The organism is Nocardia suismassiliense, from assembly GCF_900269665.1.
Classification (GTDB): domain Bacteria; phylum Actinomycetota; class Actinomycetes; order Mycobacteriales; family Mycobacteriaceae; genus Nocardia; species Nocardia suismassiliense.
Map to the genome: position 1 here is coordinate 89,707 of NZ_LT985361.1, position 19,047 is coordinate 108,753.

Below are 19,047 nucleotides of genomic sequence, written 5' to 3' on the forward strand. Positions count from 1 at the left end.
TTGTCATGGTGTCGTTTCCTCTTCGGTGGCATGCCAGTGGTCGAGCGAGGTCACCGTGCGGTGGTCGCAGCGCAGCACGGGCGGATCGGGGTTCACGGCGAGCAGATCGGCTGGTGGGTGGCGCCAGCCCGCGTCGTCGCACATCACGCAGTTGCGGGCGGCTTCGCGGCGGTGCACGGCATCGGCGCGCAGGTCGCTGCCGTGCGCCGCGTCCCACCGCTGTCTGGCGCGCCTCGCGTCGGCACAGCCACCGCACGGTGGCGGCGCGGGGTGATTGCGGTGCATCGGGCATTGCCGGGGCGGCGCCGATCGCACTGCCCTGGAAGAACTTTCAGGGTCATGGGCAGGGACAGGGGTTTCGATGTGCTCCGGCAATTGCTCGACAGCTGGTTCAGCTTCGGCCGGAACCCTTGCTGCAGTGGGTGTTCGAGCAGATGGTGCAGCACTTGCTTGCGCACGAAGCTGTCTGGCTTGCCCGGAGACCTGACCGCCTTTGCGACCCGCGTCGGCCCGTTTACGGCGTCGGTCCTCGATTTCGGCCTTCGACATCTGGCGTTCGCCCCAGTCGTGGAACTGGTAGCCGCCGTCGACGGCCATCCACAGGCCCACCTCCACCAGCTTTTTCGCCTGCGCCGCCGAGCCGAGGCCGCGCACGATCGCGGCGGGCACGAAACCCTCGGTGAGCTGTTGCATCGACCACGAGCCGGCCCGCACCCACAGCCCCATCGCGGCGTTGCCCGCCGCGACGGCCTTGGGATGGAAACCGAGCTGGTCGTCGACCTGGAACCACGGCATCAGCGGTTCCCCTCGGCCACCTCGCGGTTGATCGCCTCGGCGAGCAGCCGGGCGTGGCCGTGCCGGACGTAGGCGTCGGTGTGCCGCCCGTCGAACAGATAGCCGCGGGCATAGGCGACGGCGCCACCCCAGGAGCGCCAGTGCTCCAGCGACCACCAGCGTTGCAGCTGGTGCCGGGTGGCGACCGCGATGATGCTCTGCCCCCAGCGCACCATGGCTTCCGGACTGGCCAGGCTGAAATACGCACTGAGATCGGCGATCAGGCGCAGCGGATTGCCCGCGGGCAGCGCGGTGATCGGATCACCCTCGGCAGCAACCCAATACGTCGGAATACCGGTGATGGTCCGCTGCCCGACGACGCCGTAACCGCCGGGATCCTTACCGAGGCAACAGCCCGCCGGACGCAGCGGGTCCGCGATCAATGCACAGGCGATGACCTCCAAGTGCGGGAACAGACCGGCGCCGATCTCGGCGGCGAGGTCACCCGCGATACCCGCCCCCTGTGAATAACCAGCCAGCACTACACGATTGGGCGTTGCTTCGATCGCATCGATCAAGGCCTGCCTACCTGCCGCCACACTGTCGGCGAACGCGACGTGCCGCCCGTAATCCGCCGGATAAGGCACCATTCGCACGACAAAACGCCGTGGGTCGAGAGCTTCGGCGAAGGCGGCGGTGACCGGATCGCCATTCGGATTCCAGGTACCTCCGACGATCAACACATCGATGACCTCGCCGGGAGCGAGCAACTTGCCGAATAAACGGCGGCCGAAAATGGCCACGTGGTCTGTCCTTTCGTGCACGACTCGACCGGTTGAGCGCATGACGGAACCACTCGGTCAGGTCGGAGAATGAGAAAACGAGAGCGCCGGATCAGCGGGGCGCGTGCAATACCGGGCCGGGGCGTTCGGCCGCGGTGCCGCAGTGATCACAGGAGCCCGGCTGTGCGACAGCGGTTTCCAGTCGAAGATTCGACGGATGGGTGGCGATGGCGTTACCGAGTTCGGCACAGACGGGATTGGCATAGCCGTAGTCGACGTACACCATCCGGTGATCCACATCGACGATGACGCCGTGTTCGACGGCGCCGCGCGCCGCGGTCGTTCCGAGGTAGGTGACGCGGGCACCGATATGGTGCCGGAAGATCTCGAGGGCGGGATTCGCGCGACGCCGTCGCGCCGGCTTGCTCACCGCGGGCTCGGCTCGGGGTCGATCGGTGCCGTCGGGTCCGGGGTCGCGACGAGTGTCGCGCTGCGCACCCGGGCGTCGCGTGGATCGTGGATGAGGACCACGACGACGGCGTGCGGTTCGTCGCCGCCGAGGTAGGGAATGCCGGAGATGCCCGGGCGCCACGCGCCGAATCCGGCGAGCCTCGGCACACTGCGCACGGCGTGATCGAGTGCCGTCTCGGCGGTAGCTGATCGATCGCTCAACACCGCCCATCCGCCTTCCGGCAGGCAGTGATTTGCGTCACAAAATGTTTGGTACGACACGCCGAAAGTCGACGGCGGGACTCGCCGGGCGACCGGCGGGCATCAGTGATTGTCATCGCATCTCCGCTTGGTCGGGCAAGAGGTCGACGACGCGGCGCCGCACTACCGCGGCGATCCGAACGAGCTCGTCCAGCGTGAACGAGCCGTGCGCGGCGAGCAGGCTGCGCAGGTCGGAAGCCGGCAGCCCGGAACGCGCGGCCAAGTCCTCGAGACAAAGTCCCGCATCGGACATGGCGAGCCGCACCTTCCCGGCAACCATCTGGTCTAGATGTTCCATACGGAGCACACTAAGGTCCGTTTGGACCTGTTGCAACTCACAGATGACCTTTACGGGCGAAATATCCGATAACTGTGGGAAACCTTGGTGTTTTTACGGCATGTCGTTTGCCAGGTAGCCGTTCGGACCTCAGAATGGTCCATATGGGTGTGGAAAAGGTACCTTCGGACATCAATCGCGCAGTAGGAGCAGAGCTCAGGGCAGCCCGGGCTCGGCGAGCCCTGACGCGTCCGCAACTCGCGGCGCTGACCGGCCTCGGAGTCAGCACGATTCAGCGCTTCGAGAACGGCGACCGGTCGCCGGACATGCAGCAGCTGCACGCGTTGTGCACCGCACTGGACATTCCGATGCGGGAGTTCGTGGCGCTCGCGCTGCGCGACGTCGAACGCCCCGCGGAGTAACGCACACAACCGAACAGCACCCACACTGCCGTCACCACCGGGTCTCGGCGGTGCGAAAGCTATTGCGCGGGACAGTGAGTCGAAAAGACGATCGGCGAACTGATGCGGCGCAGGACTTCACGCCCTGACATCGGCGCGCCGTGTGAGAAGACCGCGCCGGCACCCTACTGCCGTGCGGCGAAAACGCTTATGCGCAGCGTGGATCGGCACCACCGTCGGCCACCACCACGGTGTCGTCGACGATCACTCCGGTGGCCGCCTCGGCGTACTGCAGCACCGCTTCGACCGGATCTACGCCCATCACCCACGCCGCGAGTACGACGTCACACAACGTGCCCTTGCCCTGCACAACCCGCCGGGCAACTTCATCCCCGATAGCCGTACCCAGTGTGACTGCGGCGTTGTTTCCCCGCCCCGCCGCAAACGGTCTGACTGAGTCGATCTGGTCCACGACTGTTATCCCCTTCACTTCGCTCAACCTTGAGCCCCACTCCGAGACAGAACCGGACTGGCGTCCCGGAATCTGGCGTAGTTATATCCCATTCGCCGGGGGGTCGCCCACCAAAGTCGCCCTGCCACAGAATGATTCGTGGCTCGCCGGGCTAACCAGCGGCGCGCTGTGAGATAGCCGGAAGTTGGCTCGAGCCGCACATCGCGGCCGGAAGGCGGCGGCGTGCGGCTCGTCGGCGGGGACGGGCGTTGCCCAGGAGTTGTTGCGGTCACTCACATTTCACGACGGGGATCGGATCGTATTTGACCGTCCGGGTGGTCCGGGAGACCTCGCGACCGGAGCGCTTGTCGGTGATGATGCGGGTGTCGGAGATGGTGAAGCCGGGGGCGCCCTCCGAGGCGATGCAGTCCTTGCCCTTCGGGAGCTTGATGGTGGTCGGCTCGGTCGGCTTGGTCTTCTCACCGGTCACCGATTCGACGTTCAGGGTCTTGGTACCCCAGAGCCGAACGGTCACTTCGGAATCGGTGGTGACGGCCTCGATGAAGACGCCGTGCGGGGTGTTGTTGCGGAAGCGCAGATCGATCGCGCCGTCGAAGACGGTCGCCTCGCGCGCGGCCGGGTAGCGGGAGATGTAGTAGCTGTGCTCGGTGTGGCCCGCGTCTTCCATGCCCGCGAAGTACGCGGCGTTGTAGAGGGTGGTGGCGAACTGGCTGATGCCGCCGCCGACGGCGGTGCTCGGCCTGCCGTGATCGATGATGCCGGACTCCACGTAGCCCTCGGCGGTGCCGCGCGGGCCGGTGAAGTCGTTGAGCGAGAAAGTATCTCCCGGCTTCACGACCGCGCCGTTGACCTTCCTGGCAACCACCTTGATGTTCACCCCGGACGGGCCGCTGAAGCCGTTGGTGGTGAACGTGCCCATGGTCTCGACCACGCCGAGCCCCTGTGCCGCCTCGGTGGTCAGCTTCGGCTCCACTTTTTCGTAGATCGCCTGGCCGGTCCGCTCCTGCGGCGCGGCGAGCAGCGCGGCGAACTGCTCGAAGGTCTTCGGCCAGTTGATTTTGTCACCGACGACCGCGGGCACCACGGTCGGTTTGCCGCCGGTGAGTGCGAACGTCGCGTCCTTCGCCTCGATCTCCGAGGGCGCGAGTTGCGGCGCCAGCAAACCGACCGCGACGTTTTGATCGACGGCCATGGCGAGCCCGCCTTGACCGTCGGGCGCGAAGGACAGCACCGACGCGATCTGCTCCGGGTCGAGCTTGGCCGACCCGCCCTTGCCCGCGAAGACGATCGGCGCGCGCACCGCGGGCTCGGCCACTTCGCGCAGGGCTTGGTCGACCGCGTCCGGGCGGACGGTGAGCGGTGCGGGGTGCACCGGCAGGTCCAGCGCGGCACCGGTGATCCACTTGTCGATCAGGTCGGTGCGGGCGGCCGGGGTGTCCAGCACGCGGCCGGGGACCGGGGCGACCGCGACCGGTCGTGCCTTGTCGAAGGCGATGGTGCCTTCGACCGAGGGTCTGTCGTGTACGCGTAGCGCGGTCAGCTGGCGATCCAGCGCGGCGTCGTCGACGCCGCTGGCCACCGCGACATCGCGGGTGGTGAAGAACGAGGTGAGCCGGGTGATCGGGTCGAGCGGCTGCTTGCCGATGCGCGCCCAGGTGCCGTCCCAGTCGACGGTCAGCCCCGCGGCGGCGGGGACGAGCCTGGTCTGCACGTCACCGATGCGCAGCGGTAGTTCCCGGTCGGCGCGCGGTGCGAGTTCGGCGCGCAACTTCGTGTCCGCGGCCTCGGTGTCCAGGCCGCCGACGTCGACGCCCGCGACGACCGTGCCGCGCGGCACCTCGCCCGAGGAGAGCACCAGATCGACCGCGTAGGCGAGGCCGGTCACCGCGAGCACCGCACCGACCGCGAGGCCGGCCCGCTTCAGCACGGTGCGATTCAGCCGCTGCGCGGGAGGACCGGAGATGGGCCGCCGGGTCGGTGGCGCCGGACGCTCCCCCGGCTTGGCCCGATGGGTGGCGCGCCTGGTCGGGGTGACCTGTAGCGGTTCGGTGGGGGCGGAATCGCCGCCCCACTCCTGGGGCTGCTGCGCCCCGTTGGCCTGGGCCGATTCGAGCAGCTGGCGTAAACCGACCTCGCCCGCCGGTTGTTGGCCGCGGCGTCCGGTGCTCGACTGGCTCGTCACGAACCGTCCTCCCCGTTCGGTTGAGTTGGGACTCACTGGGTGCGAGTCTCCGCCAACGATAGTGCGCCCCAGCGACAACGTCAGGTGAGCACTGATCTACAGCTAATTCCTTGCAAAGAACCCGGTGGGCTACGCAAAGGGCCCCGCGCAGTTGCCGGGTCGGGGGTCTGGCAACTACGCGGAGCCGATCTGATTATCGGTGCGGCGCACCGTGCGTTACACCGCCGGACGGACCAGGATCGAATCGAGGCGGGACAATCGAGGACGAACGAGTGTCCGGCCACCGCACACACGAGGAGAGGGATGGCATGCAGCTGGGAATGATCGGCCTCGGACGAATGGGCGCCAATATCGTGCGCCGCATCGTCAAGGACGGGCACACCGCCGTCGGCTACGAACGTCGTCCGCACCAGATCGACGTGCTGCGCCAGGAGCTGGGTGACAAGTTCCAGGGCAGCACCGACCTCGCCGAATTCGTGGGCACGCTGGAGACACCGCGGGTGGTGTGGGTGATGATCCCGGCGGGCGCCACCGGCGCCGTCATCGACCAGGTGGCCGAGCTGCTCGAGCCCGGCGACATCATCATCGACGGCGGCAACAGTCGCTACCACGAGGACATCAAGCGGGCCGAGCAGTTGCAGCCCAAGGGCATCCACTATGTGGACATCGGCACCTCGGGCGGTGTCTTCGGCCTGCAACGCGGCTTCTGCCTGATGATCGGCGGCGAGGCCGAACCGGTGAAATATCTCGACCCGCTGCTGAAATCCATCGCACCCGGCGTCGAGGCGGCCGAGCGGACGCCGGGTCGCACCGGTGAGCCATCGATGGCCGAGCAGGGTTACCTGCACTGCGGGCCGGCCGGCGCGGGACACTTCGTCAAGATGGTGCACAACGGCATCGAGTACGGCGCGATGGCCGCGTACGCCGAGGGCCTGAACATCCTGCACCGGGCCAATTACGGCGCCGAGCACGACGGCGAGTTCTCCGCCGAGGAGACGCCGCTCGAGCACCCGGAGTACTACCGCTACGCCATCGATGTGCCCGAGGTGACCGAGGTGTGGCGGCGCGGTTCGGTGGTCGCCTCCTGGTTGCTGGACCTCACCGCGAGCGCGCTGCACGCCGATCCGAACCTCGATTCCTACAGCGGCCGGGTCTCGGATTCCGGCGAGGGCCGGTGGACGATCGACGCCGCGATCGACACCGGCGTTCCGGTGCCGGTGCTCGCGGCCGCCCTGTTCCAGCGGTTCTCCTCGCGCGGCGAGGCGCTCTACGCGGACAAGATGCTCTCGGCCATGCGCAAAGCGTTCGGCGGGCACAACGAGCTACCCGGGGCGTAACGCCCGACCGCGGCTCCCGCGGTGGGCGGGAGCCGCGCTCAGCGGATCAGAAGCCGGCCGCCTGCGCCAGCAGCTTGGCGACGGCCAGCGGGCCGAACCAGAACAGATAATTGATGCCGTAGAGAAATGCCATGACCGGCACGTCCTTTCAGTCGAAGTTGCGGTCGATCCAGTCGATCGTCTGCATGCCGAACAGGTCGGTGCCCCAGCCGTAGAGGTCGGTGAGCATGCGAACCATGCTGCAGTCGGTCGGCTGATAGGTCACCTCGGTGCCGCCTGCCCGATAGATGTCGGCCAGCTCCCGGGAGTCCTTGGCGGGCACCAGCGACATGAGCGAGTCGTCGGCGGCGCAGGAGGTGATGGCCACCTTCGCCTTCGGCGTGCCGGAGCGGCCGAGGATGTTGTCCTCGAACGCGCGCTGGAACGCCGGCTGGTCGGCGGGGCTGAGGCCGGAGTTGAACAGGGTGTTCAGTGGCAGGAATGGCAGCCCGAAGTAGGCAGGCGTCTGGCACTGGGTGCGGAAGGCGTTCGCCAGCCCGACGCCCGCCGGGTTGAGCTTCGCGTTCACCTCCATCTCCGGGTACGCGGGCTCCAGGCCGAGCAGGGTGGCCAGCGCGAAGCCGGAGCCGACCGAGCCGTCGGCGACCCGCATGAAGTTGCGCGGGTTGACCACCATCCCTTCCAGCACGGCGGATTTCACGTCGAGCTCCGGCGCGTACGTGGGCTGCAGCTCGGCCGAGAAGCCCGCGCCGACGCCGCCGCCCGCGATCCCGAACAGCGCGATCTGCGCCTGCGGATCGAGTCCGGCCTCGCGATGCGCCAAAGCCGCACGGACACCGTCGAGTTGGGCGTGCGCGGCGAACTTGCCCGCGAAGACGCCGTGCGGCTTGCGATCTCCGTCGTTGCCGACATCGGAGATCATCACCGCGTAACCCTTGTCGAACATCAGCGCCAGCGGGCCGAGTGCGGACCAGGACGAGCCGTCCAGCGGGTCGCCACCGGTCCACTGGGTGCTCGGATGACACGACCAGCCGACGCTGTCGTTGGCCTCCTGGTAGGAGATCACCTTCTTCTCACCGACGGGCACACCGTGATTCGGGATCATCAGGATGCCGGTGCTGATCATCGGGGTGACACCGTCGATGCCGGTGGTCACGTACATCAGCTTGTACGCCTCGACGTCGGGCGGTGTGATGCCCAGGAACATCACGTCGACCTTCTTGGCCTTCAACAGCGTTCCGGGCTGCTCGGTACCGGTCAGCGGCGGCTCTTCGTAGAACGGGTCGTTGGCGAGCAAGGCCTGGAACGCCTGATCCGGCGGAACCGGTTGCGCGCCTTGGATCTGGCCGACGACGAAACCGTTGAAGACGCGGTCCAGTCCGGGTGTCGGCATCTCCGTCTGCGCCGCGGCGGTTCCCGCGGTCAGTACCAGCGAAGCGGCCGTCGCAACGGCCACGGTGAAGCGTTTCATCTAGCGCACCGCCATCGTATCGATCGGGGTTATCTGGATCTCCCTGGCCGCGGAGTCGAGCAGCTGCGGAATGTTCAGCAGCGGACGATGCGATTCCATCTGGATCTCATAGGGCGTACGCATCACGGCTTCCAATGCGGGCCAGTTGTTCTCGACCTGGAACTTGTACTTGGGCAGCAGCTCCGAGGTGATGTAATCCCAGCGCGGGCCGAACTCCGACCAATTCCATTCCGGCAGTGGCAGGGTCAGCAGGGCGGGCCGGCCATCGGCCATGGTGAACGGGATACGCACCGGATGGAACTCCCGCGGCGGGGCCACGCCCGCGACCGACGGTGAGCCCGCCGCGCCGCTGACGTAGGTGATCGCCTCGCCGACGCTGCCCTTGTAGCCGCGTGCCTCGTCCCACTGCGCCCCGATCACCCACTCCTGTTCCCGGCGAAGCAAAGTCCCGTTGCCCGCGGCGATCCGGTCGTAGTCGCCGGAGGCCACCCCGCGCCAAGCTTCCATGATGTCAGCACCGAACAACCCGGCCGCCTGGAACTCCTCCAGCGCGGGCAGGCCCTCGGTGACGTAGGCCTCGTGCATGGGCATCAGGTCCGAGAAGATGTTCTTCTGCATCACCAGGATCAATCCGATGAGGTAGCGCAGATCTTCCGGCGTGATCTGGGAGCCCGCCTCGGCCAGCGCCATCAGCCCGCGCGGAAGTTGGGCCACCGCTTGCGGTCCGGCCGCCTGGTCGACCGCCGCGATGATGCCGCGCGCGGATTCGGAGAGACCGGGCAGGCCGTAGAGGTTGCCCATCAGCTCGAAATCGAGCAGCCCGCCGCCGAAGTCGGCGCCGACCTGCCCGCCCATCCCCGCCCACTGCAGCTCTCGGTGGTTCAACTGCAGGTCTTCGTAGTAGCGATAAGACCTGACCAGGTTGGTGCGGTTGGCCTCGACGCCCGCGCGCGGATCCCAGGACCGCAGGTCGATGCCGGCCTTGTTCGTCGCGGCGACTAGCCAGTACTGATAGAGCAGGGCGGCATATCGGGTGGGCGCGACGCCTTGGCCGCGCGCCTCGTCCAGTAGCCCGCGCAGCTCGGCCGCGTCGTAGGGCAGTTCGGGGTTGACGCCGCCGGGGCTCGACGCGGCATCCCGGTTCACCAGCGGCAGATCCAGGTAGCGATCCACCTCGCCCGCCGCTGTGGCCGGGGCCGTTGCCGCGAGTCCGAGACCGACCGCGGCCGCCAGCGCCAGTGCGGTGGCGCGCAGCGCTATACCGATTCGCATCAGCTGTTCAGCCTTCCTCTCTGCTAGCTCGATTCGAGTTATTCGTTAAGCCGAAGAGATGTCCTGCCGGTAGCTGCCTATCGATCGGGCGGTGGTATAACGCCATCTCGATTAACAAGCACCGGTAGCACAGTAGGTGACGTGCAGGTAAACACAGAGATCAGCCCCGTCGCAAGGCACGATATGACAAACGATCAGCAACTGAAGAAGACCTGTAACACGAAAGTTGCGAGCTAGTAGCTACAAACTCGGACGTTTAACACGGCAAATGGGAGCAAAAAGGCGAACCGCACCGAATGAGATAACTCACAGCAACGGCGAGCAAGCCGTGAGACCCCCGGGGGCTACCCGAAACTCACCGTCTCAGACAGAATGGGTGGGACAACTACGTCCACGGACCGCGACCCGCGCGGCCCGGATAGTGGGGTGAATCCATGGCCCAGAAGCATGTGGTCCGCAACGGCGAGGTCGACCTCGCCGTCTATGAACAAGGCAATCCGGACGGGCCGACGATCCTGCTGCTGCACGGCTGGCCGGACTCCCATCGGCTGTGGGACAACGTCCTGCCCGAGCTCACCGAGCGGTTCCGGCTGTTGAGCGTGGATAATCGCGGTCACGGCGAATCGACCAATCCGTCGGGCACAGCGGCCATTTCGACCACGACGCTGGCCTCGGACTACGTCGCGGTGATCGAGGCACTCGGCGGCGGCGAGCCGGTGCACGTGCTCGCGCACGACTGGGGCAGCGTCGCCACCTGGGAAATCGTCTGCCGCCCTGACGCGCAACGGTTGATCGCGTCATTCACCTCGGTCTCCGGGCCGAGCATCGCGCACGCGAGCAAGTGGGCACGCAGCCGCCTCGCCCGGCCGACACCGCGCAATATCGCGTTGCCACTGGCCCAGCTCGGCTCCTTCGCCTACTCGACCTTGCTCGCACTGCCGGTACTGCCACAGGCCGCGATCAAGGTGGGGATGAACGAACAGCGCTGGCGCGCCATGCTTTCCGCCACCGAGGGCGCACCGCCGGAGCAGATCCACCTCGCGCCGACCTTCAAGCAGGACATGGCGAACGGGCTGCGCATCTACCGGTCCACGTGGGCCGCGAATCCGCTGCGGGACCGCGACCAATTCACCACGGTCCCTACGCAGATCATCGTCGGCACCCGCGATCCCGCAGTGCGGCAGTCGAGTTACGCCGACGAGGACCGGTGGGCCGACCAGGTCTGGCTGCGCGTGGTGAAAGGCGGGCACTGGCTGCCGTTCTCGCATCCGCAGTTGCTCGCCTCGGCCGCCGTCGAATTGATCGACGCGGTATCCGGTGCGCCGCAAACCCGAGCCCTGCGCCGGGCGCGGATGGGGTTGTCGCGCAAGCCGTTCGAGGATCAACTCGTCGTGATCACCGGCGGCGGTAGCGGTATCGGCCGGGCGACGGCGCTGGCCTTCGCGCGCGAGGGCGCCGAGGTCGTGGTGTCCGACATCAACGGGATCGCGGCGGAGGCGACCGTGGCGCTGATCGCGCAGGCGGGTGGCACCGGCCACGCCTACGAGCTGGACGTCTCCGACGCGTCGGCGGTGCGCAAACATGCCGATGGCGTGATCCTCGAGCACGGTGTGCCCGACATCCTGATCAACAACGCGGGCATCGGGCAAGCCGGAAAATTCCTCGACACCTCCGCCGCCGATTTCGACCGGGTACTCGCGGTCAACCTGCACGGCGTCGTCAACGGCTGCCGCGCCTTCGCGGGCCCGATGGCCGAGCGCGGACTCGGCGGGCACATCGTCAACCTGTCCAGCATGGCCGCCTACACCCCGCAGCAGGCTTTCTCGGCGTACTCCACGAGTAAGGCCGCGGTGTTCATGTTCTCCGACTGCCTACGCACCGAATTGGCAAGCAGCGGAATCGGTGTCAGCACCATCTGCCCCGGCATCGTGCACACCGACATCGTGCGCAACACCCGCATGTCCGGCGTCTCGGCCGAGGAGGAGCAGCGTAGACAGCAGCTCTACGACCGGCTGTACCGGTTGCGCGGTTACGGGCCGGAGAAGGTTGCGAAGCAGATCCTGCGGGCGGTGCGGAAAAACAAGGACGTCGTCCCGGTGACCCCGGAAGCCCGGCTGCAGTACGTCTTCGGGCGCTTGGCACCGGGCGTGGTTCGATTCGCCGCTGCCCGAGGCAGTTTGGTGCGCTGACCGAAAAAGGTGGCACCCGAGGATCGGGTGCCACCTTCTGTCAGTTGTTGACGACGCTACCGCTCGACGATGGCGACGACGCCCTGTCCACCGGCGGCACAGATGGAGATCAGCGCGCGGCCGGATCCCTTCTCCGCCAGCATCTTCGCGGTCGAGGCGACGATGCGGCCGCCGGTCGCGGCGAACGGGTGACCCGCCGCCAGCGAAGAACCGTTGACGTTGAGCTTGCTGCGGTCGATCGAGCCGAGCGCGCCGTCGAGACCGAGGCGCTCCTTGCAGTAGGCGTCGGACTCCCACGCGGTGAGCGTCGCGAGCACCACCGAGGCGAACGCCTCGTGGATCTCGTAGTAGTCGAAGTCCTGCAGGGTCAGGCCGTTTCGGGCGAGCATGCGCGGCACCGCGTAGGTGGGCGCCATCAGCAGGCCGTCCGGGCCGTGGATGTAGTCGACCGCCGCGACCTCGCTGTCGACCAGGTGGGCGAGCACCGGCAGGTTGCGCTCGGTGGCCCATTCCTCGCTGGACAGCAGCACCGTGGAGGCGCCGTCGGTCAGCGGGGTGGAGTTGCCCGCGGTCATGGTGGCGTCACCGGCCTTGACGCCGAACACCGGCTTGAGGGTGGCCAGCTTCTCCACGGTCGAGCCGGGACGCAGGTTGTCGTCGCGGGTCAGCCCGAGGAACGGGGTGACCAGGTCGTCGAAGAAACCGCGATCGTAGGCGGCCGCCATGTTCTTGTGCGACAGGTAGGCCAGCTCGTCCTGGGCCTCGCGCGGCACGGCGAATTCCTTGGCGGTGATGGCGGCGTGCTCACCCATGGACAGCCCGGTGCGCGGCTCGGCGTTGCGCGGGATCTCGATGCCGAGCATGCCCGGACGCAGCTGGCCGACCAGCTTGAGCCGGTCCTTGTTGGTCTTGGCGCGGTTGGCGTCGAGCATCCATTCGCGCATGCCCTCGCTGACGCCGATCGGGGCGTCCGAGGTGGTGTCGGTACCGCCGCCGACGCCGGCCTCGATGCGGCCCTGGGCAATCGCGTCACCCACGGTGACGACGGCCTGGAGACCGGTGCCGCAGGCCAGCTGCAGATCGTGGGCCGGGGTGTACGGGCTGAGCTTGCTGCCGAGCACGCTCTCGCGGATCATGCCGTGCTCGCCGACCCGCTTCAGTACGGCGCCGCCGACCACCATGCCGAGCCGCTCGCCCTGCAGGCCGAAACGGCTGACCAGGCCGTCCAGCGCGGCGGTGAACATGTCCTGGTTGGAGGCGTGCGCGTACGCCTTGTCGGAGCGAGCGAACGGAATCCGGTTGCCGCCCACGATCGCGACCGGGCGGGTGGTCTTACCGGTCTTGGCGGTGCTCTTCGCCGAACGGGATTTGGTTGTCACTCGAGTCTCCAGGTCTCGTTGGGGATGTTCGGCGCTCCGGAGTCCGCGTGGAAATCTCCACAGATCGGCGCCCCGTCGCGATTGGTTTACATTAAACTTACTCTGGAGTAAGTTTAATGTCGACACCGTACCCGCAAATGTGTGCCAGCGGTCCACTGCCGGGTACCACCAGACCCGAGAACTGAACATCGCGGCGTGAGCGAGAGTCGGTGACGGGTTAGCTTGCGTAACCTCGCCAGGGACCGTGCACGCCGCCTGTCAACACAGAAAAGGTAGGAACAGTGGCAGCCAGCAAGAGTAAGGGTGCTCCCAACCTCTACGGATCGTTCGTCCACTCGGCCCCCGGTCAGTTCCTGGCGAGCAAGCTGGGACTGCCGCAGCCGGAGAATCTGCGTCGCTACAAGCAGGGCGAGCCCGCCCTGCCCGGCCCCGTGCTGCTCGGCGGTAAGGGCCGGGTCGCCGAGCCGGTGCGCGCCCTACTGTCGGACTACACCTTCGTCGACTCGCCCAGCGCGGGAACGAAGCTCGGCGCGCTGGTGTTCGACGCGACCGGCATCGGGTCCATCGAAGACCTGTCCCAGCTCTACGAATTCTTCCAGCCCGCCATGCGCACCATCGCCGCGTCCGGGCGCATCGTCGTCATCGGCACCACCCCCGAGCTGACGTCGAGCGTGGACGAGCAGATCGCGCAGCGCGCGCTCGAGGGCTTCACCCGCTCGGTGGCCAAGGAGCTGCTGCGCGGCGCCACCGCCCAGCTGGTGTACCTGCACCCGGAGGCCGCCGCGGGCGCGTCCGGCCTGGAGTCGACGCTGCGCTTCCTGCTCTCGGCCAAGTCGGCCTTCGTCGACGGCCAGGTCATCCGGGTCGGCAAGGACGACGCCACTCCGCCGACCAGCTGGGACCGCCCGCTGGAGGGCAAGGTCGCCGTGGTCACCGGCGCCGCGCGCGGCATCGGCGCGACCATCGCCGAGGTGTTCGCCCGCGACGGCGCGACGGTGATCGTCGCGGACATCCCGGCCGCCGGTGAGGCGCTGTCGCAGACCGCGAACAAGGTCGGCGGCACCGCACTGGCGCTGGACGTGACCGCGCCCGACGCCGCGGAGAAGCTGGCCGAGTTCGCCACCGAGCGCTTCGGCGGCATCGACATCGTGGTGCACAACGCGGGCATCACCAGGGACAAGCTGCTCGCCAACATGGACGACGGCCGGTGGAACTCGGTGCTCAACGTCAATCTCGCGGCACCGCACCGAATCACCGAGGGCCTGGTCGCCCGTGGCGCGCTGAAGGAGGGCGGCCGGGTGATCGACGTGTCCTCCATCGCGGGCATCGCGGGCAACCGCGGCCAGACCAACTACGGCACATCCAAGGCCGGTGTCATCGGCATGGTCGACGCCGAGGCGCCGAAGCTGGCGGAGAAGGGCATCACCATCAACGCGGTGGCGCCCGGCTTCATCGAAACCGCGATGACCGCCGCCATCCCGCTGGCCACCCGCGAGGCGGGCAGGCTGATGAGCTCGCTGCTGCAGGGCGGGCAGACCGTCGACGTCGCCGAGACCATCGCCTACTTCGCCAGCCCGGCGTCGAACGCGGTGACCGGCAACGTGGTTCGCGTCTGCGGGCAGAGCCTGATCGGAGCATGATGACCGAACTCATCTCGCTCACCGAAACACCCAAGAACGGCCCGCTGTATCTGAAGGCCGCGCTGGGAGCGGTTCCGCTGCCGCTGGTTTCGGCGCGTAAGCCGACGCTGCCGGATCGGGCGAGCAAGCTCGACGGCCTGCAGGTCGATCCGGATCATCTGGCCGCGTACTGCCGGGCCACCGGGCTGCGGTTCGGCGATGCGCTGCCGCTGACCTACCCGTTCATCCTCACCTTCCCGATCGTGATGCAACTCGTTGTGCAGCGCGACTTTCCGTTCGTCGCGGTCGGTGCGGTGCACGCGGAGAACGTGATCGAGCGGACCCGCGACATCTCGGTGAGCGAGCCGCTGGACATCAAGGCGCACATCGAGAACTTGCGGGAGCACCCGAAGGGGCTGCTGGTGGACGCGATCACCGAGATCAGCGTCGGCCGCGAGCTGGTGTGGCGGCAGGTCACCACCTTCCTGCACCAGCAGCGCACCTCGCTCTCGGGCGGGCCCAAGCCGGAGCCCAAGCCGGAAGAGGTGCCGCCGCCGCCGCTGCGCACCTGGCGGGTCGATCAGAAGACGATCAACCAGTACGCCGCGGCCTCGGGTGATCACAACCCGATCCACACCTCGGCGTTGGGCGCCAAGGCTTTCGGGTTCCCGAAGCCGATCGCGCACGGCATGTGGTCGGCCGCGCACCTGATCGGCACGGTCGAGGGCCGGGTACCGGGCAAGACCACCTACTCGGTGAAGTTCGGCAAGCCGATCTTCCTGCCGTCGACGGTGAACGTGTATGCGGATCAGGTGGCCGGCGGCTGGGATCTGGCCGTGCTGAACCCGAAGAAGGGGTTCCCGCACCTCACCGCGACACTGCGCTGACGCACTCGACTGCCGGAGCCGCACCCTCGTTCGGGTGCGGCTCCGTGCGTTGAATTACCCTGCGCCACGCATGTTTTCGCCTGCCTTACAGGAAACTGTCGACGAAGTTCTCCCGTGCCGGGAGAGGTCGGTGCGCGTCGGGTGCCGGTCAGCAGCTGCAGTCGCAGCCGCAGCAATCGCAGTTACAGTTCTCGCAGCCACCACAGCCACAGTCGCCATTGCAGTTCTTCATCCAGGCGTCCTTGCGTTCGCCGGTGCACGGCTGGGTGTGGTCGGCACAGCAGGCGTACCCGGTGCAGTACCCGCCGACGATGAGGGCCAGCGACTCGCCGATACCCGGACGACGATGCCGGGTGCGCCGCGCGCTCATCCGCACGTCGGTGCTGTCGTGCGAGATCCCGCAGCTGTGGCCGGCTACCGTGCCGATCCCGCGGCCGAGTCGGCGCAGCACGCCGGCCAGCGGGTCGAGCAGCATCCAGCGCACCGTGGGGACGGCATCGAGCTCGGCTTCCGTTACTGCTTCGCGCAGCCGTGAATCCGATTCCCGCAGTAGGTCATACGCCTGCGGCATGGTCGTTCCGGTGGCGGCGAGCGGATTGAACCGGCCGCGGGCCAGGTCCTGCTCGTAGTCCTGCACGGCATCGGCCAGGTGCGCGATCCGGCCGAATTGCCAACCGGCGGCGCGCAATGCGTCGACATTGGCCGGGCGCTCCGCCAAAACCGCTGTGTGCGCGAAGAACTCGGACGCGCAGAGCTGGGTCGGCTCGGTCAATCGCGCCAGCGAATCCGTCCCACCGGCCGTCGCCGCCTGCTCCAACCCCGTCTGTGCGCTCAACGCGGCGACGAGAGGTTCGACATCCAACCCGATGCGCTGTGCGCTCAACCGCGCCTGCCCGGCCCAGCGGCTCGCCGCCTTCGCCATCGGCGTGCGAGCCAGGGCGGACGCGTCGCCGTCGTCCACATGGTCGCGGACCTTAGCCGACGCCAGCAACAGTGACGCGGTGGTGGCCAGTCGCACACCCGGCGAATTCGCGGCCGCGACCGACGCGCGTTGCATGCCGCGCAGGGCACACCGCCCCGCCGTGCTGCGCTCGACCGCGCCCGCGGACTGTGCCTCGGTGAGCATGCTCAGCACGATCGCATCGACATTCGTTGTCGCACGGGCCAATTGCCCGTGCTCGTCCCGCAGCCCCAGACACAGCCCGCACATATGTGTGCGCCACTCGGCCGCATCGATGCCGTACTTCGCCGCGCCGTGCGCACACGGCCTGAGCAACCCGAACAATTCCGCCCCGTTCTCCCCGGCCCGTTCCGCGCAGAGCCGGTCTGTACTTGTTGATCACCGCACTCTGGCAGGCCGTTAACGGCACGGCAACCGGTACCCGCCACTTCCGCCACAGTGGCGAGCCGGAGTTACTCCGCCTTCTTGCGCCCGGCCAGACCGCGCCACGCGAGATCGTCGAGCAGGTCGACCGCCTCGGCCACCTCGATCCGGCCGCTGGCCACCCGGTCCGCGATGGCCTCGCCCGCACCGATCACGGCGGCCGCGACAATGTCGAAATTGGTGCCGGGCTCAGGGTGTTTGGCGCTGGATTCCAGCAGCTTGGCGGTCAATTCGATGACGCGCTCGCGGGCGTTCTCGATCTCCGACGCGAACGCCTGCTGACCGATCGCCTGCCGATAGAGCACCTGCCAGGAGCGCCGGTTGCGGTCCACGAAGCCGAGGAAGCCCTCCAGCGCGACCCGCACCTGTTCGTGCGGCGTCAGCTGGGGGTTTCCTGCGGGCACCACCGATTCGATGAAGCGCAGACCCTCGCGCTGGATGCAGGCGCGGAACAGTTCGTCCTTGGAGCCGTAGTACAGGTACAGCATCGGCTTCGATATCTTGGCCTCGGCGGCGATGGCATCCATCGACGTATCGTGGAAGCCCTTCCGCGAGAACACCTCGACCGCGGCATCGAGCATCTGCTGCTCACGAACCGCTCGAGGAAGTCGCTTCGTTCCGCCCGCCATCCACTCTCCTACCGCACGGTGAAGTTCACATATTACTCCAAGGTAAGTTCCGCGGGTCGCATTTGCTCATCAGTCGCGGGAACCGGGCCTCAGCAGCGCGGCAGCGCGCCCTTGAACGCCGCCATCCGTAGCACCGACGCGTCCACCTGCGCGGCGGGCAAGCGGCCCGCTGCCACCGCCTGCTCCAGCTGATCGAGCACGCTGGGCACCGCGTCGGTGGTGATCCACAGCGCGTTGTCCGCGCCGGCGACCAGCGCGGCCTCCACCGCGTCCGCGATGGACAGCCGGTTGGTGATCGCGGCCATGCCGCCCAGGTCATCGGTGAAGATCGGCCCCTGGAACGGGGCGGCGCCGTAACCACGGCCCTCCCGCAGCAGCGTCATCACCTGGGGGCTGATGCTCGCGGGCACGTCGGGGGTGGTGAGGCCGGGGACGTCGAGGTGACCGACCATCACGCCCGCGCCGGAACCGATCAGCGCGCGGAACGGGACGAGATCGACGGTCTGCATGCTGTCCAGCGGTGGTGTGCGGACCGCGCCGCGGTGCGAATCGCCCGAGCCGGACCCGTGGCCGGGGAAGTGCTTGAGCACGGTGCCCACGCCGACCTCACGCATGGCGCGGATGTAGGCGTCGGCGTAGCGGGTGACCACGGCGGGATCGTCGGAGAAGGAGCGGTCGCCGATGACGGAATCGGCGGGCTGGGCGCTCACATCGACGTCGGGGGCGAAGTTCACCGTCACACCGAGGTCCTTCAGCGCGCGGCCCCTGGTCAGGGTGGCGTCGTGGAACTGTTCGGCGGTCATCGCGTCGACGGTGGCCCTGGCCGAGGGCGCGGCGCCGATCAGGTTCTTCACCCGGGAGACGCGGCCGCCTTCCTCGTCGATGGTCACCATGAGCGGCACCTTGGCCGACTGCTTGATCTGCTCGAGGCTGCCGTCGCTCAGCAGCGTCAGGTCGGTCCAGCCGCCGACGAAGATGCCGCCGACCTGTTCGGTGCCCACCACATTCGCGGCGTCGTCGGCGCCGGTGACGCCGACGGTCAACAGCTGCGCCAGCTTCTGCCGCAGCGTGAACTGCCCGAGATATCCGGCCGTGCAATCCGGCTTCGCGGATGTTGTTGCCTGCGTTGATGATTCGGACGTCGACTCGGGCGACGCCGCTTGCGACGGCGTCGGGTCGGCGCCACCGCCGGACGAGCAGGCGGTCGCGACGGCGGCCAGCACGGCGAGCACGAGCAGGGGCGTCTTCCGCATGGAAGTAAACCGTACTGATCCCGCGCGC

18 protein-coding genes are annotated in these 19,047 nt (G+C 67.8%); 5 read left to right on the forward strand and 13 right to left on the reverse strand.

Translation table 11 applies throughout. From position 1 onward, the window contains the following. Window positions 1-3: 3 nt before the first annotated feature. The 5 genes from DBO33_RS00415 to DBO33_RS00435 form a co-directional block, all read right to left on the reverse strand. The gene (locus DBO33_RS00415; RefSeq protein ID WP_107653269.1) at window positions 4-795 is read right to left on the reverse strand and encodes a hypothetical protein; all 792 of its coding nucleotides are present in this window, start codon (window positions 793-795) and stop codon (window positions 4-6) included. Next, window positions 795-1,577, reverse strand: a complete 783-nt coding sequence (locus tag DBO33_RS00420) for a PE-PPE domain-containing protein (RefSeq protein ID WP_159080086.1) — start codon at window positions 1,575-1,577, stop codon at window positions 795-797. The genes DBO33_RS00415 and DBO33_RS00420 overlap by 1 nt, the downstream gene beginning before the upstream one ends. A 91-nt stretch (window positions 1,578-1,668) precedes the next feature. Continuing rightward, complete coding sequence (locus tag DBO33_RS00425; protein ID WP_107653271.1) at window positions 1,669-1,986, reverse strand: hypothetical protein; 318 nt, start codon at window positions 1,984-1,986, stop codon at window positions 1,669-1,671. Beyond that, window positions 1,983-2,228, reverse strand: coding sequence for a hypothetical protein (locus DBO33_RS00430; protein WP_159080087.1), 246 nt, complete (start codon window positions 2,226-2,228; stop codon window positions 1,983-1,985). The genes DBO33_RS00425 and DBO33_RS00430 overlap by 4 nt, the downstream gene beginning before the upstream one ends. A 112-nt stretch (window positions 2,229-2,340) precedes the next feature. Further along, window positions 2,341-2,565 (reverse strand): hypothetical protein, encoded by a 225-nt coding sequence (locus DBO33_RS00435; protein ID WP_159080088.1) that lies wholly within the window; start codon window positions 2,563-2,565, stop codon window positions 2,341-2,343. A 143-nt stretch (window positions 2,566-2,708) separates the two neighbouring features. Here DBO33_RS00435 and DBO33_RS00440 point away from each other — a divergent pair, with 143 nt between their 5' ends. Continuing rightward, window positions 2,709-2,966 (forward strand): helix-turn-helix domain-containing protein, encoded by a 258-nt coding sequence (locus tag DBO33_RS00440; protein WP_159080089.1) that lies wholly within the window; start codon window positions 2,709-2,711, stop codon window positions 2,964-2,966. 187 nt (window positions 2,967-3,153) lie between these two features. Here DBO33_RS00440 and DBO33_RS42530 read toward each other — a convergent pair whose 3' ends face one another. Next, a complete protein-coding gene (locus DBO33_RS42530; protein WP_234390619.1) occupies window positions 3,154-3,435 on the reverse strand; it encodes a hypothetical protein in 282 nt (93 codons plus the stop codon). A 250-nt stretch (window positions 3,436-3,685) separates the two neighbouring features. Continuing rightward, a complete protein-coding gene (locus DBO33_RS00445) occupies window positions 3,686-5,599 on the reverse strand; it encodes a VanW family protein (RefSeq protein WP_107653275.1) in 1,914 nt (637 codons plus the stop codon). A 308-nt stretch (window positions 5,600-5,907) separates the two neighbouring features. On the opposite strand from DBO33_RS00445, the gene gnd reads away from it, so the two are divergent. Then, on the forward strand, window positions 5,908-6,936 hold the full coding sequence (gene gnd, locus DBO33_RS00450) for a phosphogluconate dehydrogenase (NAD(+)-dependent, decarboxylating) (RefSeq protein ID WP_107659826.1): 1,029 nt from the start codon (window positions 5,908-5,910) through the stop codon (window positions 6,934-6,936). A 148-nt stretch (window positions 6,937-7,084) separates the two neighbouring features. On the opposite strand, the gene DBO33_RS00455 is transcribed toward gnd, so the two are convergent. Both DBO33_RS00455 and DBO33_RS00460 read right to left on the reverse strand, forming a co-directional pair. Further along, entirely contained in the window at window positions 7,085-8,407 is a 1,323-nt protein-coding gene (locus DBO33_RS00455; protein WP_107653276.1) for a lipase family protein, read from the reverse strand. Next, window positions 8,408-9,679, reverse strand: coding sequence for a hypothetical protein (locus DBO33_RS00460; RefSeq protein ID WP_107653277.1), 1,272 nt, complete (start codon window positions 9,677-9,679; stop codon window positions 8,408-8,410). It lies immediately after the preceding gene. Window positions 9,680-10,113: 434 nt separating this feature from the next. Between DBO33_RS00460 and DBO33_RS00465 the strand changes: the two genes are divergently transcribed. Then, window positions 10,114-11,868 (forward strand): SDR family oxidoreductase, encoded by a 1,755-nt coding sequence (locus DBO33_RS00465; protein ID WP_107653278.1) that lies wholly within the window; start codon window positions 10,114-10,116, stop codon window positions 11,866-11,868. A 56-nt stretch (window positions 11,869-11,924) separates the two neighbouring features. Here the strand turns inward: DBO33_RS00465 and DBO33_RS00470 are convergent, their stop codons facing one another. Beyond that, complete coding sequence (locus tag DBO33_RS00470; protein ID WP_107653279.1) at window positions 11,925-13,247, reverse strand: acetyl-CoA C-acetyltransferase; 1,323 nt, start codon at window positions 13,245-13,247, stop codon at window positions 11,925-11,927. 281 nt (window positions 13,248-13,528) lie between these two features. Here DBO33_RS00470 and DBO33_RS00475 point away from each other — a divergent pair, with 281 nt between their 5' ends. Both DBO33_RS00475 and DBO33_RS00480 read left to right on the forward strand, forming a co-directional pair. After that, window positions 13,529-14,887, forward strand: coding sequence for a 3-oxoacyl-ACP reductase (locus DBO33_RS00475; protein ID WP_107653280.1), 1,359 nt, complete (start codon window positions 13,529-13,531; stop codon window positions 14,885-14,887). Beyond that, window positions 14,884-15,753 carry a MaoC family dehydratase gene (locus DBO33_RS00480; RefSeq protein ID WP_107653281.1) on the forward strand — a complete coding sequence of 290 codons (870 nt, stop codon included), beginning with the start codon at window positions 14,884-14,886 and terminating at the stop codon, window positions 15,751-15,753. Before DBO33_RS00475 ends, DBO33_RS00480 begins: the two co-directional genes overlap by 4 nt. Before the next feature lie 148 nt (window positions 15,754-15,901). Here the strand turns inward: DBO33_RS00480 and DBO33_RS00485 are convergent, their stop codons facing one another. The 3 genes from DBO33_RS00485 to DBO33_RS00495 all read right to left on the reverse strand — a co-directional run bounded on the left by DBO33_RS00485 (window position 15,902) and on the right by DBO33_RS00495 (window position 19,019). Continuing rightward, on the reverse strand, window positions 15,902-17,038 hold the full coding sequence (locus tag DBO33_RS00485; protein ID WP_107653282.1) for a DUF5685 family protein: 1,137 nt from the start codon (window positions 17,036-17,038) through the stop codon (window positions 15,902-15,904). A 128-nt stretch (window positions 17,039-17,166) separates the two neighbouring features. Beyond that, window positions 17,167-17,766, reverse strand: a complete 600-nt coding sequence (locus DBO33_RS00490; RefSeq protein ID WP_107653283.1) for a TetR/AcrR family transcriptional regulator — start codon at window positions 17,764-17,766, stop codon at window positions 17,167-17,169. Window positions 17,767-17,855: 89 nt separating this feature from the next. Beyond that, the gene (locus tag DBO33_RS00495; RefSeq protein ID WP_107653284.1) at window positions 17,856-19,019 is read right to left on the reverse strand and encodes a glycoside hydrolase family 3 N-terminal domain-containing protein; all 1,164 of its coding nucleotides are present in this window, start codon (window positions 19,017-19,019) and stop codon (window positions 17,856-17,858) included. Window positions 19,020-19,047 lie beyond the last annotated feature (28 nt).